The 13,437-nt window shown below is 36.7% G+C and carries 13 protein-coding genes; 5 read left to right on the top strand and 8 right to left on the bottom strand.

The window, feature by feature from the left end; genetic code table 11:
• Positions 1-447: 447 nt before the first annotated feature.
• Both ACL9RH_RS07570 and ACL9RH_RS07565 read left to right on the top strand, forming a co-directional pair.
• Entirely contained in the window at positions 448-2,124 is a 1,677-nt protein-coding gene (locus ACL9RH_RS07570; protein ID WP_422692754.1) for a T9SS type A sorting domain-containing protein, read from the top strand.
• Between the two features lie 200 nt (positions 2,125-2,324).
• Positions 2,325-3,629, top strand: coding sequence for a M20 metallopeptidase family protein (locus tag ACL9RH_RS07565; protein ID WP_422692753.1), 1,305 nt, complete (start codon positions 2,325-2,327; stop codon positions 3,627-3,629).
• Here the strand turns inward: ACL9RH_RS07565 and ACL9RH_RS07560 are convergent.
• Together ACL9RH_RS07560 and ACL9RH_RS07555 are read right to left on the bottom strand one after the other, a co-directional pair.
• Positions 3,626-4,042: a RidA family protein gene (locus ACL9RH_RS07560; RefSeq protein WP_422692752.1), complete on the bottom strand. Its 417-nt coding sequence runs from the start codon at positions 4,040-4,042 to the stop codon at positions 3,626-3,628. The genes ACL9RH_RS07565 and ACL9RH_RS07560 overlap by 4 nt on opposite strands.
• Before the next feature lie 148 nt (positions 4,043-4,190).
• The gene (locus ACL9RH_RS07555) at positions 4,191-4,793 is read right to left on the bottom strand and encodes an FMN-dependent NADH-azoreductase (RefSeq protein WP_422692751.1); all 603 of its coding nucleotides are present in this window, start codon (positions 4,791-4,793) and stop codon (positions 4,191-4,193) included.
• Between the two features lie 113 nt (positions 4,794-4,906).
• Here ACL9RH_RS07555 and ACL9RH_RS07550 point away from each other — a divergent pair, with 113 nt between their 5' ends.
• Complete coding sequence (locus ACL9RH_RS07550) at positions 4,907-5,263, top strand: winged helix-turn-helix transcriptional regulator (RefSeq protein ID WP_422692750.1); 357 nt, start codon at positions 4,907-4,909, stop codon at positions 5,261-5,263.
• Positions 5,264-5,377: 114 nt separating this feature from the next.
• Positions 5,378-5,974 carry a Crp/Fnr family transcriptional regulator gene (locus ACL9RH_RS07545; protein ID WP_422692749.1) on the top strand — a complete coding sequence of 199 codons (597 nt, stop codon included), beginning with the start codon at positions 5,378-5,380 and terminating at the stop codon, positions 5,972-5,974.
• Between the two features lie 33 nt (positions 5,975-6,007).
• Here ACL9RH_RS07545 and ACL9RH_RS07540 read toward each other — a convergent pair whose 3' ends face one another.
• From ACL9RH_RS07540 to ACL9RH_RS07520, 5 genes are all read right to left on the bottom strand, one after another.
• Positions 6,008-6,856, bottom strand: a complete 849-nt coding sequence (locus ACL9RH_RS07540) for a universal stress protein (RefSeq protein ID WP_422692748.1) — start codon at positions 6,854-6,856, stop codon at positions 6,008-6,010.
• Between the two features lies 1 nt (position 6,857).
• Complete coding sequence (locus ACL9RH_RS07535) at positions 6,858-7,328, bottom strand: MarR family winged helix-turn-helix transcriptional regulator (protein ID WP_422692747.1); 471 nt, start codon at positions 7,326-7,328, stop codon at positions 6,858-6,860.
• 177 nt (positions 7,329-7,505) lie between these two features.
• Positions 7,506-8,711, bottom strand: a complete 1,206-nt coding sequence (locus tag ACL9RH_RS07530) for an MFS transporter (protein WP_422692746.1) — start codon at positions 8,709-8,711, stop codon at positions 7,506-7,508.
• Between the two features lie 95 nt (positions 8,712-8,806).
• Positions 8,807-9,718, bottom strand: a complete 912-nt coding sequence (locus tag ACL9RH_RS07525) for a helix-turn-helix domain-containing protein (protein ID WP_422692745.1) — start codon at positions 9,716-9,718, stop codon at positions 8,807-8,809.
• Between the two features lie 100 nt (positions 9,719-9,818).
• On the bottom strand, positions 9,819-10,334 hold the full coding sequence (locus tag ACL9RH_RS07520) for a hypothetical protein (RefSeq protein WP_422692744.1): 516 nt from the start codon (positions 10,332-10,334) through the stop codon (positions 9,819-9,821).
• A 118-nt stretch (positions 10,335-10,452) separates the two neighbouring features.
• Here ACL9RH_RS07520 and ACL9RH_RS07515 point away from each other — a divergent pair, with 118 nt between their 5' ends.
• Positions 10,453-11,865: a PLP-dependent aminotransferase family protein gene (locus ACL9RH_RS07515; protein ID WP_422692743.1), complete on the top strand. Its 1,413-nt coding sequence runs from the start codon at positions 10,453-10,455 to the stop codon at positions 11,863-11,865.
• A gap of 76 nt (positions 11,866-11,941) precedes the next feature.
• Here ACL9RH_RS07515 and ACL9RH_RS07510 read toward each other — a convergent pair whose 3' ends face one another.
• A complete protein-coding gene (locus ACL9RH_RS07510; protein WP_422692742.1) occupies positions 11,942-13,426 on the bottom strand; it encodes a M1 family aminopeptidase in 1,485 nt (494 codons plus the stop codon).
• Between the last annotated feature and the right edge of the window lie 11 nt (positions 13,427-13,437).

Below are 13,437 nucleotides of genomic sequence, written 5' to 3'. Positions count from 1 at the left end.
CCATCTCTTTTTTCAGAAATGGTTTTTTACTTTTCAAAAGATCCATTGTTATCAATTTTTGTTTATCCGAAATTAATCAGATCCCACAAAACGGGATTCAGTATTTATACGTAATTTTTATAGATGTTTTTAGAATTATTGATGGGAAACCCCTTATAACAGGATCATTGGGGAGGGTTTGTTTTCACGTAATTTAGAATTATTTTAAATAATGGAAGAGACAGATTTACATTTCTCTATTCAAATAAATAACAGATGAAAAATGTTTTTTTTAATTCTCAAGAGATCTCAAAATGATTTTATAATAAATTCTGATAATAGTATTATTTAAAAATTTTATGCAATCGTATTCTATATGATAATAATATATGTGGAAATGATAAGTTGATAATGATTTTATCAATTAATTTTGCATTTACTTAGAATAATTAAAAACAAATAATCCTTATGAAGAAAATATCTTTTCTTGTTTTTGCACTCGTTCTGAACGGGAAAGTTCTTTCACAAACCTATCAGGTTCTAAATCTCACAGGTTTTAATGCAGATGTTATAGGTAATGGAGTAGGGCCGGTTTCGGGTTCTACCAATGCCAGTCTCGATAAAGCAACCGATAATTTTGCTTTTATTTCAAAAGATTTTCAACTTGATATGGCTTCTCCGGTACTGACCTATGGTCTTCCGTCTAATGGTGCAATCGATTCCAATGTTTCGTCTACTCCTAATTTGAGCTTTCAACTGGCTTCTTATTCCTCCAATAACTCTTTGAGACTTCCGGACGCTAATATGGCGGGAAACCTCACGGTTAATAATCCTGCAGCAGCTTCGGTTCTTTATATGCTTTCTGTAAGTGGAAGTGGCCCTTCAACAGGTGAGGTAACGGTTAACTTTAATGATGGAAGTTCTCAGGTTTTCAGTGGCGTCAACTTCCAGGATTGGTATAATGGAAATGATGCTGCCATTCAGGGAATTGGGCGTATTCACAGAGTTTCTAATACTCTCGATAATGCGGGAGGGAACAATCCTAGAATTTATCAGACCGCTCTGAACATCAATGCTGAACATCAGAATAAAAAGATCATCAGTATCAGCATTAAAAAAACGTCCTCTTCGGATACGGTGATTAATGTATTTGGCTTTACAGTGAGAGAACCTCAGCCTTCACAAGTTTGTAGCGGTGGCGATCCGGGAAACAATTCCGGTGATGTTGGTTGTGTAAATTTCCAATATGGAGGGCAATCTGTCGCCTACCATACAGTAAGAGGGGCGGATGGTAGAATCTGGCTCCAGCAAAATTTAGGAAGTACTAAAGTTGCTTCTAATCTTACGGATGAAGATGCCTACGGAGACTTTTTCCAATGGGGAAGATGGGTGGACGGACATCAGGTGAGAAGTTCAGCAATCAATGGAACCTCTCCATCTCCTAACAATCCTCAGGGATTATCTGGAGGAAGTGCTTCTTTTTATTCAGCCGGATATAACTCCGGAGCTAATTGGTGGTCCAATGGTGTGCCTTCCGACCAGTGGAATGCTTCTAATATTTCTTCCGTTTCAGAATCGGTGGGAGTAGATCCTTGTCAGGCCATTGGAAATAACTGGAGACTTCCTTCAAAAGAAGAGGTAGAAGAGATGCTTAATGCGGAAAATATTACTGAGTATAGCTCGGCTTTAAATAGTAACTTAAAACTTATCCCTGCCGGAATGAAAGATTATAACGGTATTTTCTCACCGGGAACACGTCTTTATTTATGGACTTCAACCCCTTCAGAATATACAGGTTCAGCACAGCATTTATATATCAGCCAGTTTTCCGCACTCATGAACAGTATGGGAAGAGATGGTGGACAGTCTGTGAGATGTATCAAAGGAACCAACGCGCTGTCAACCTCCGAAGTTGCTCCGAAAATAAACCTTGGAATTTACCCGAATCCTACAAAAAATATTGTGAATATCAAATCCGATGTGGCTATAGAAGCGGTAAATGTCATTACTGGTTTGGGGCAAAAGTTAGCGATACCATTCAATAACAGTCAGATCAGTTTAAAAGAATTACCATCCGGGATTTATATCGTGGAAGTTAAATTGAAAAACGGACAAACTATTAGTAAAAAAATCATCAAAAATTAATATTTCTTTTACTATTATTAATTTTTATTGGAAAGCAGAGGATCTGAAAAGGTTCTTTGCTTTTTTATTGTTGAAAAAATTTTAGATAAATAGAAAATTAGAATCTGAATGTAATGAAATATGTACTATACTTGTTCTTAGTAATATAAATGAATGATTAGTTGAAACATTTCCAACATTAAAACCCATTGTTTTACACCATGCAAAAACTTACCGTAGCCGTATTATGTGTCCTTTCTTCTATTTTGTCCGCTCAAAAGTCAGCGAATAAGCAAGGAACCATGCTTAATTCTCCTGATAAAGCTGTTCATCAGGCTGTTCAAAATGAAACAGATCAAATCTTTAATAAACTCGTAGAGATCAGAAGACGTTTCCATGAAAACCCTGAACTGGCTGGGCAGGAAGCCCAAACTCAGGAATTCATCAAAAATTATCTTCGTGACTTAGGGTTGGAAGTCAAAACAGACATTTATGGTCATGCCGTTGTAGGGATTCTTAAAGGTGATAAAGCAGGAAAAAAAATAGCCTGGAGATCAGATATGGATGCATTGCCCAATGATTTTCCAGATCCGGTGGCGTTCAAGTCCAAGGTAAAAGGAGTTCAGCATGGTTGCGGTCATGATGTGCATATGGCCATTGGATTAGGAATTGCAGAAGTTCTTGCCAAGCATAAAAAAGATTTGAAAGGGACAGTCTATTTTATATTTCAACCAGAAGAAGAAACATTCAAAGGAGCAAAAGAAATGCTGAATAAAGGGCTGCTTTCCAAAATAGATCCTCAGGAAATCTATGGATTGCACGTTACTGCTATACCAGTAGGGCAGATTCTTGTGAAACCCAACGAAATGTTTGCGTACCAAAAAAGGGTAAGGATTCAAATGAAAAATGATCTGAATAAAGAAGATACCGATGCATTAACCAAAAAAATCAGCAATTCTCTTTCTCGTTTCATTGATGGAAGCAAGCCTTGGGAGATTCAAAATATTGTTGATCCTAAAATTGGATTATCAAATCCAGGTACTGCCTTCAAAGATTACAGATTTCCTGGTGGAAAATTTAGTTCTTATTCTAAAAATGGAGCCTACTTCCTTGAAACAGATCTATATGAGACGAATGCGTCCCGATTGGATCAAATAATTCCCGATATTAAAAAAGCGATTGAAGATAACGGCTATAAAGATCAGTTGGTTTCCATTTCATTTATACAGGAAAATCCTACAGTGATTAATAATGAAAAGCTTGCTGTGGCAGCAACGGATATTCTTCAAAACCTCTATGGTAAAGACAGCATTGTCTCAGACTATGGCCAGGTACCGTTTTTTAACGATGACTTCTCGTATTTTCAACAAAAAATACCAGGTGTTTATTTCTTCCTGGGCGGCTCCAATTTTGAAAAAGGCGTCATAGCGATGAATCATTCACCGAATTTTCAGGTAGATGAAGAAAGCATCAGAACAGGAGTGAAAACTTTTTCATCATTACTTATAGAACGACTTAAAAACTAATGTTTTACCGCAATTGCATCTATTTCAAATAACATTCCGGGTAAAGCCAATTGGGAAACCGGGATCAGAGTACTGGTAGGAAGTGACTTGCTATTCCATACTTTTTTGGCTTCGCTGGCCCATATTTCCAATTTTTCAGGAGTGTGATCAACGATTAAAAGTGTGATTTTAACAACATCATCAAATGTCATAGCGTGGCTTTGTAAGACAATCCTCATGTTTTCTAAAGCATTTTGAACCTGAGTGGCAAAGTCATCAGCCAGATGATGATTTTCTCCCACACCGCCGCTCTGTCCTGAAATAAAGCACATTTGAAAAGGTGATTGAACAGAAATGCTATGAGAAAAACCAAACGGAGCAGGATTAAAAAGTTCTTTAGGATTAACAATTTGATGTTGTGTATTATTTTCCATAATTTTTTTGTGGTAAAGTTGAGATTAAAAAACAGAAAAAACGTTTACATATGTTGAGGAAAAATACATTGAATAGTTTATGGCAAGTACTGTGATTGTCAGTTTATCAATAAAAAAGACCATCTTTAAAAAGATGGTCTTTTTTATTTTATTCTACTAAAATACTTTCAATGCCCTTCTGGAGTGCCGTTTCCTGAATAACCGGAACAGACAATCCTTCTGCACGGATAACAGAAATATCTGTCATTCCCATAAATCCAAGAGTTTTTTGAAGATAAGGAACTACAAAGTCATAAGCCTGTCTTTCTCCTTCAGAATAGATTCCGCCGCTTGAAAACGCCAGATATACTTTTTTGTTTTTGATCAGGCCTTCCGGACCATTTTCGTCATAGCGGAATGTAACACCTACTCTTGCAATATGATCCAGCCACGATTTTAAAGTAGAAGTAATGCTGAAGTTGTACAATGGCGCTTCAATGATGATGATATCCGCTTCCTGAAGCTCTGCAATTACTGTGTCAGAAAGTTTTACAAACTCCAACTGTTCAGGGCTGCGGTGTTCAGCAGGAGTAAAAAAAGCATTAATTTGGTTTTCTTCCAGGTGAGGAAAAAGCGGATTAGTAAGATCTCTTTTCTTAATAACACTTCCGGGATATTTTGCCGTAATTTTTTCTACAACAGCATTTCCTAATTTTTTACTGATTGACGATTCACTTCTTGGGCTTGAAATGATATGAAGTACTTGTTTCATTTTTTTATTTTTTAAAATTGATGTTTCAAAATTATTTATATTTACTAATAAAAAGATAGTAGTTACCCAAAGGTTAGTAATAACATTTAGGTTAGTATCATAGAAAAACGAGTATGGAAGAAGAAAAAATAGTCTATTCACGACCACAATGCAGCACCCATTTAGCTGCTACCGAAGATGCTTTATATGTGTTGGGCGGAAGATGGACAATCCGTGTGATGATCGCTATTCTTGGCGGGCATACACGCTTCAATGAATTGCAGCGAACCATTAACGGGATCTCTGCCCGGGTATTATCCAGCGAATTAAAAAAATTAGAAGTCAATCATCTGGTAGAAAGAACAGTACTTACTGATCAGAAGCCTGTTTTGGTAGAATATGTTCCAACAGAATATAGTGAATCCTTAAAAGATGTGATCTCAGCGCTGGCGGAATGGGGTGCAAAACATAAAAAGAAAATTACCACCTGATGTAACCAGAAGGGGGTATTTTGGCTAAAATACTGAAAAATATAAATGTGGTATCGATTGAATAGTAATATTCATCCTACTTTCAGTATTTTTACTTCATCTAATAATTGCAAAATGATCATAAATGAAGACCTGTTATTTGCCCACGGAGCCAAAACTGGAAAATATAATGCTGCAGATTATATTTTTGAGGAAGGAACGGCAGCCAAATACTATTTTCAGATAAAATCGGGAACTGTAAAGCTGAATACTTTTTTAGAAGATGGTAAAGAGTTTGTACACGGGCTTCCTTTTGATGGTCACTGTATTGGAGAAAGTTATTTATTTACTGGTCATCATTATGCCGTGAATGCCATTGCTATTACTTCTTGTGAAATCATTAAGATCTCAAAAACCAAGTTTCTGCAAATTCTGCTCAGACAGCCGGAACTCATGCTGGAAATTAATAAGTATACCGCAGAAAGGCTCCATTTCAGATATCTTATTTCCAGCTTTTTGGTCATTTCCGACCCCATTATTAAACTTGAAAAGCTATTTGATCATATTAAAAATTACTTCGGATTCGAAGAAGCATATTCTTTCCTGGTTCCTTATACAAGACAGCAAATAGCTACTTTAACCGGACTCAGAGTGGAGACGGTGATCAGGTATATCAGGAAAATGCATGAGCAGAAACTTGTCAGACTTGAGAATACAAAGATTTATTATTAATACTCTGGCTTATAGATAAAACCGGATTGTTCTTTATTTTAAGATTAAAACCGGCTGGCTGGTATTTTGGTAAATTCCTTCAGAAATACTTCTGCTGGCAAGATAATACAGAAAACTGTGTCTGCCCGGTAAAGCAATGATAAGATCAGTATCATGGGAAGAAGCAAAATTCAGAATTCCCTTGATGATATCTTTGTCATGAGAATAAAATACCGTACTTGGAATTTCAGTAAGATGTTCCTGAATATAATTCTCTAACTCTCTTTTTCCATCCTCATTGATATCAGAGTTTTCGCGGGGATTGATATTCAAAAACAGAAGACGTACATCTTCCTGATGAATGACCGGCTTATGATGAAAAAGTCTTTCCAGTCTTTTGACTCCTTTTAGATCACACGGAATGAATATATTTTTTGCTGCACTGTACTGATAACTGTTCGGAACAATTAACGTCTTAACAGGGCTGGTTCTCGCAATGCTTATAATATTATCCGAAACAAAACTTTCAGTAGAGGAGGTATGATCATCACTTCCCAAAATAATCAACTCCACCGTTGGCTGATTTTTGAGCAGTTCATTGATGCTTCTGGTGAGCGCCCAATCACTTAGTACTCTCGAAACCTTTATTTCAGGAGATTTTTCTTTAACAATTGCCGTTAACTGATCAAATAACAACTCGTTTCTTTCCAGAAGACTATTCACGCTTTCTTCATTTACAAAGGCATGACCTTCTGCCAGGTGGAGATAATCAAACTCCGATTCACCTGCTGTTTTTAAAAGAATAATATTTTGATAATCATATTGTTTGGCCCAATCTGCTGCAATTTTTACTGCGTTTTCTGTTGTGGGTGTAAAGTCTACAGGTACAAGTATTGTTCTCATATTATAGTAATTTTTGATCCTGGTTTTCCAGATTAGCGGTCATTTTTTTCACTAAAAGTAAGGCTCGGGTAATCTCTTCTCCATCAATTCCGTCTGCAGCTTTTTGATAAAGATCCAGAGCCCATGGGTAAACGGTTTCTACAACACTCTCACCTTTGGGAGTAAGGAATATTTGCTTATTTCTTCTGTCATTTTTATAAGCAACCCTTTTCACAAGGTCTCTTTTCACCAGACTGTTGATAAGATAAGAAATGCTGGATTTATCTTTACTTACCTTGTTTCCTATTTCCTGCTGATTAATACCGTTATTCCGTGAAAGCAGCCCTAGAATTTCAATCAGCTCAAAAGAAAGGTCAGGATCATACTCATTAACCGTAGTCTGAATCCTTTGCCTCAAACGGCTTTTCATTTCACTCATCGCCAACCCCAGTTCAAGGGCAAGCTCTGAAATATCATGTGGCTTTACAGACATATTTTTATTAATCATAAGAGAATAAAGAAGCAGGCTTTTAACCATCACCTTGCATAACAAATATAAGGAAAAATAGTTTTAATTAAAACTATTTCGACGTAAAATAGTATATTACAATACACAACATTCGGATGATGCAGCGTGAATGTTGAAGTAATGATATAAAAAAAGCAGAGATCAATTCTCTGCTTTTTCTTTTTTTACTGCCTGATTCATGATCAGGATAATTCCCAGAAGTGCTGCGGCTATTATGAGATAGCGCCAGGATAAACCTTTCTGCTCCGTTACAGTTCCTGTTACAGAAATAATAAAACTGGTTACCGAGGTTATTACATAAACCAGTCCGCCCATCAGTCCGCCTGCTGTTCCTGCATTTTTAGGGAAATAAAGCATACTTGTTGTGAAAAACGAAGTAAACAGAATCCCGGAACAGATGTGAATAAAAAAGGCAAAAGGAATCATGATAAAAAGGCTTTCCACAAAATAACTAATGCTAATTAAGCCCGCAATAAGAAGCAGCTGTAATAAAATAGGCTGTAGAATTCTAGGCTTAAAATCCAGCGTAAGTCTTTTTTTTCCTATAAATCCGCCAATCATCCATGAAAATCCTAAGATCAGAGTACAATATCCAATCACAACCGGTGTGAAATGGAATGTATTTTCAATAATAAATGGCCCTGTAATATTGAATAACATAACAATAGAATAGCTTAATCCTAAGATGAAAATCCCCAGCATAAAAATTTTGTTTTTAAGCATCATTTTATACAGGCTGATGTTTTCAGAAAGATTAAGTTTCTTCTTTTCAGGTAAACTTTCACCACTGAAAAACCATTCGAACAGGAAAAGAAATCCTGCATAAAAGGCAAGGAAATAAAAGTTAGCATGCCAGTTGAAAAGTTTTTCAAGGTATCCTCCTAAAAAAGGGGCCAGAATAGGTCCGCACGACCATACAATGGTAAAGTAGCTCAGATAATGCTTTACCCGTTCCGAATCGTAAATATCAACAAAAATAGCACGTGTAGCCACTACCAATACTGAAACTGCGGCTCCCTGAAGAATACGAAGCAGACAGATCAGCAGGATGCTGTTCGTCATCGTAATCAGAATACTGCTGATAACAAGAAGAAACAGAGCCAGAAGTTTGGGTCTGTAACGTCCTATACTATCCAGAATACCTCCCACAAAAAGTTGGGAAATCCCATAACTCAGGAGGTAAGAAGTGAGTGTAATTTGGATGTCTTTTTCCGATACCGAAAGCTCTCGGGCCATAGACGGGAAGGATGGCAGATAAATATCTGTGACAAATCCTGATAAAGGAATCGACACAAAGGCCATAATGGTGATTAATCTGATACGCTGTTCAGATGCTTCTCTCAACATATTCATTCTTTTTTACCATGCAAAAATAAGACAAGATATGCCGAAATGAATTTTAAAAGACAAAGTAAAAATTACAAAAATCAAATATTTAATCCTTAAAATGAATTTTTGAATTTCAAAGGTGATGTCTGCGCATATTTTTTAAAAAAATTGTTGAAATGGGAAGGCTGATCAAACCCTAAAGTATATCCTATTTCAGAAATGTCCCAGTTTGTATATTTCAATAGATTTTTAGACTCTTCAAACATCCTTTCCTTGATGATTTGAGTGGTTGTAAGGTTGGTAACAGACTTTACCGATGAATTTAAATGATTCACATGTACATTCAGATGGCTGGCAAAATCAGAAGGCGTTCTCAAAGCCATCGGATAAGCAGGGGAGTCCAGCGGAAATTGCTTGTTCAGAAGTTCGTCAAATAATCTGTATAGCCTTACACTGGCGGGAAGCTCATTAGGATTAATATCGTCTACGCGATTCTCCAGAGCCAGATGAAGAACAGAAGCCAAATGGTTTTTAATACTGCTGCAACGGAAAGGGTAGGTCGAATTATTCAGCTTGTGCATTTGCTCAAAATACAAAGTAGCCAGTAACGTCTGTTCCTCGGTTAGGAAAACAATAGGCTTGCTCCATTCTTTAAATAGGGAAGTTTTTTTAAATAGGTTGAATTCAGAATTCCCGTGGAAAAACTCCTGGTTGAATAGGCAAAAATACCCTTCCTGCTCACCCTCACATTCCCATGAATAAGGGATGTTAGGGGAGGGGAAAAAGAGAACCGGACGGTCAATATACAACTGATGAGGGCCATATTGAAAAGTACCCTTTCCTATAATGAAACTTACTTTATAATAATCCCGGCGATTGTATGGGCTTTTGAAGCTGCAGTATTTTCGCATCGAAATATTGAAGTGAGATTTCCCTGTTTCAAAATCATCAGAATCAAATACCTTGATCTGGTTTTTACGGATGCGGTTGTAATAATCTTCTATGGTTTCCAGCTGATCGCTCATGAAAAATAAATTATAAAAATCAAAGATAGGTAAATCTTTTGTATTCAGATTTACCTGTTCTTTTTTTATAATCATTGATAAGAGGAAGCGCTGCTGCAAATTAGTTTTTGCTGATGTCCATTTCCAGAAGACGGGACGGAAGCTCAAAAGGGCCAGATTTGCCTTCAGCAATTGATTTGAAACCAGTTTCCTCTAAAAATGAAATAAGAGGATCGTGAGACAGCATATTGACCCAAATTCTTTCTGTAAAGCTTACGGCAGATCTGCATTTTTTCCAGAGCGATTGTCTTGTTTCCGCAGAATCAAATTCAGGCAGAATGACAAAACTTATTTCGGTAGACCTTTTTCCCTCAGGTAGGCCCGGATATACGGAGCCGCTTTTAACAATGCTATATCCGACGGGCTTCTGATCTGCATACGTCATGATCAGCTGATTAGAAAGATCATTCAGCTCATTGATCATCTTTCTTGGATCAATCTCGGTATTGATGTATTTTTTAATGTCATCTTCCGCTACAAAATCTTTATGAAGAATATAGACCGAAGAATCCATGATGGCTATAAGATCAGAAATTCCCTCTTCAGAACCAATTGTAAATTTTGAAATGATATCCATGATTTTTTTTATTCAAAATTATAAGATTAATCCATTCAAAAGGGGTACAGTTTACTAAAATATAATCGGTACAGATGGTTATTTTTATAAATTTGTTCAGTACAGTTATCCAGTTATTATGAAGACTTATAAATATGAAGTTTTTACCTCAGTTATTGAAGATCAGATTCGCAGCGGAGTTTTACAGCAGAACGACCGCCTTCCCTCAATCCGGGAAATTCGGAAAAATTATAATCTGAGCACAAGTTCCGTACAAAGTGGATTTGAATATCTGATGATTAAAGGTTTGGTAGAAAGCAGTCCCCGTTCGGGATATTTCGTTGCCAATATTCAGGAAGAGTATATTCCGGAAAATAAGATACAACTGCCGCCTGTGGTAAGAGATGAAGGGTTTATGAAGAACATCATGCTGACTTCCAAAAGTGCGTCAGAAGCTACAGCTTTCAATAATGCAGTTCCTGGAGATGTGCTGATTCCTCAAAAACTGATCCTTAGAACAATGCAGGAAGTCATTCGTGAAAAAGGCGCAGCGCTTCTACGGTATTATCCATCCAATGGATTAGAGCCTTTAAGAGAACAGATTGCCAGGCAAATGAAAGGATATGGAGCCGTAATGAATCCGAATGAACTGATTATTACAGATGGCGCTTTACAGGCTCTGGCTATTGCCCTGAAATCTGTCTCCCAACCTGGAGATGTCGTAGCGGTAGACAGTCCCTGTGTGTTTTCAGTGCTGGAGGTTATTGCCAACTTAGGACTTAAAGTGGTGGAAATTCCCGTTCATTACAGAAATGGATTTGATGTAGAGTACTTCAGAGCTGTCTGTTCTGGAAATACTATTCGGGCGCTCGTTACAACGCCAAATTTTCATAATCCAACAGGTATTATGATGAATGATGACGTTAAAAAAGAAGTGTTGGCCATTGCAGAAAAATATCAGATTTGTATCATAGAAAACGAGATGTATTCTGACCTTTACTTCTCTGAAAAAAGGCCGAACTGCATAAAAAGCTTCGATACAAAAGGATTGGTCATGACATACTCTTCATTTTCCAAAACATTGGCGCCGGGGATTCGTTTGGGATGGCTGTATGCGGGTCAGTACTATGCAAAAGCAGAAAGATCAAAGTTTGCTTTGGGGCGTTCTGTTTCTCCCATTTATCAGGAACTGATTCTTAAACTTTTGCAAAGCAGCAGCTATGAAAGGCATTTGCGTTCATTCAGAAAAAAATTAAACGAGCAGGCTGCTTTGGTTTTAGAAACCCTGAGAACCTCATTTCCAAAAGAAGCGTATTTTCACAGACCGCAAGGCGGATACAGTATTTGGGGACAACTACCGGAAAAGGTAGATATGGAGCAATTTTATCGATACTGTGAAGAGAACAAAATCCAGTTTACCCCTGGAGATACGTTTTCTTTTTCCCATAAATACAGTCATCATTTCAGAATTGTTTTTGCGGAGAGAATTACCCCTGACAATATTGCAATATTGAAACGAACAGGTGAAAAAGTTAAAGACTTTTATCTGTGAAACACGATGTATTAAACCATTAAGAAAGAAGGGTGATTTATGGATCTTAATGGTTTAATATTATTTTCCATTGAAACTATTCAACGCAGTATTTTATATCTTTACAAGTATCAACTCCCAGATGGGGAATGCCGTTTACGGTTATAATTTCAAAACCGTCAATCCATTTTTGAGTAACAAGATCAAGATCTTCTCCGTTGATGATGTGTTTCTGAAAGAAATAATTAATATCCTTATCCAGGTATTTTTGAGCCAGATCCAGAAACAGTTCATCGGTAAATTTCACTTTTCTTTCAGTACAGATCTGCAGCAGTTCACGCATCAGATCATCCAGCGATTTTTTATTACGGGTTCTCAGCATAATCTGATTATCCAGCCAGAAAGCGAAAATAGCCCCACGTTTATAAGGAATTTTTTCTACATCCCGGTTTTTCCAGAAGTCGTCTTTTATTTTATAATTCGGAATATTTCGCTGAGGATTGGCCCAGTAATTCTGAATCACCTCATTGTTGAACAGTTTTTGCCATTCCTCGATAGAAATATCCTTTATCCTAAGTCTGTTTTTGTACGTATAATAATCCGTAAAACCTTCACTGAACCAATAATTAAGTTCTTCATTTTTATTTTGAATCTTATTGCCGATCCATTCATGCATCAGTTCGTGATGCATCAGGTAAAGAAATGAATTTTTACTGTTAAAAGGGTTATTGGTTCCTTGGATCATAAAAGCATTTTTGATGGCAGATCCCGTTGTGCTGTATCCTTTGAATAAAGTGTCTTTCTGAGAAACGGTAGGCGTCATGGTAACGGCAAAATAGTCCTGATCATAATCTTTCCAGAAATCCCTTTGCGACTGTACCGCTTTTTTAAGATTTGAAAATAAAAAATCATCTGTAAAGCCATTTTGCCATTGATCTCTCAGTACAAAATAAACGGGTTTGTTCTGAACTTTAAAAGAATGAAACCTATAGTCCCCACCAATAAATAATGAGCTGTAAAGCCCATCCCAAAGCGATGTTTTGATTCTCATCTTTCGAAGTTGCGTTACAAAATTATTATGAAGCTTAAATTGTGGAGGGAAGTCTACCCATTCAATAAAAAATTCAAACTCCCGGTCTTCCGGTATTTGGGTGAATGACCTTGGAACAATAAACAGATTTTTTCCCAGTACATGAAAGAAAGTATTATTGATTCTTGGTCGATGGAATATTTTGTAATCAGGATCCTTAAAATCCTGTTTGATATGATAAATAAGAGAGAGTTTTTCTCCCTTTTTCGTGGTTATTTTGATCTTGTTATTGGCTGGCACAGTCTCTATATCGAGATCCGGGTTATCTTCTTTGGATATTGTAAGGTTGTTGAATAGGTTGTTTTCTCCCCAGTTTGCGTTGGCATAATAAAAAGAAATAGTGTCTGATGCCTTTTTTAGTGTATAATCAACCTGTACTTTTAAACCGTTTTGCTCCAGATTTTTATTGTAATAAACTTTATAACTGATCTTGTCCTGAGAATAAGCAAATAAGGGTAATAGAAAAATAAGGATGAATAATTTTTTGAACATGGATTTAGCGT

The organism is Chryseobacterium sp. Mn2064 (genome assembly GCF_049319685.1).
GTDB lineage: Bacteria > Bacteroidota > Bacteroidia > Flavobacteriales > Weeksellaceae > Chryseobacterium.
This window is presented reverse-complemented; position numbering and strand designations above follow the sequence as displayed.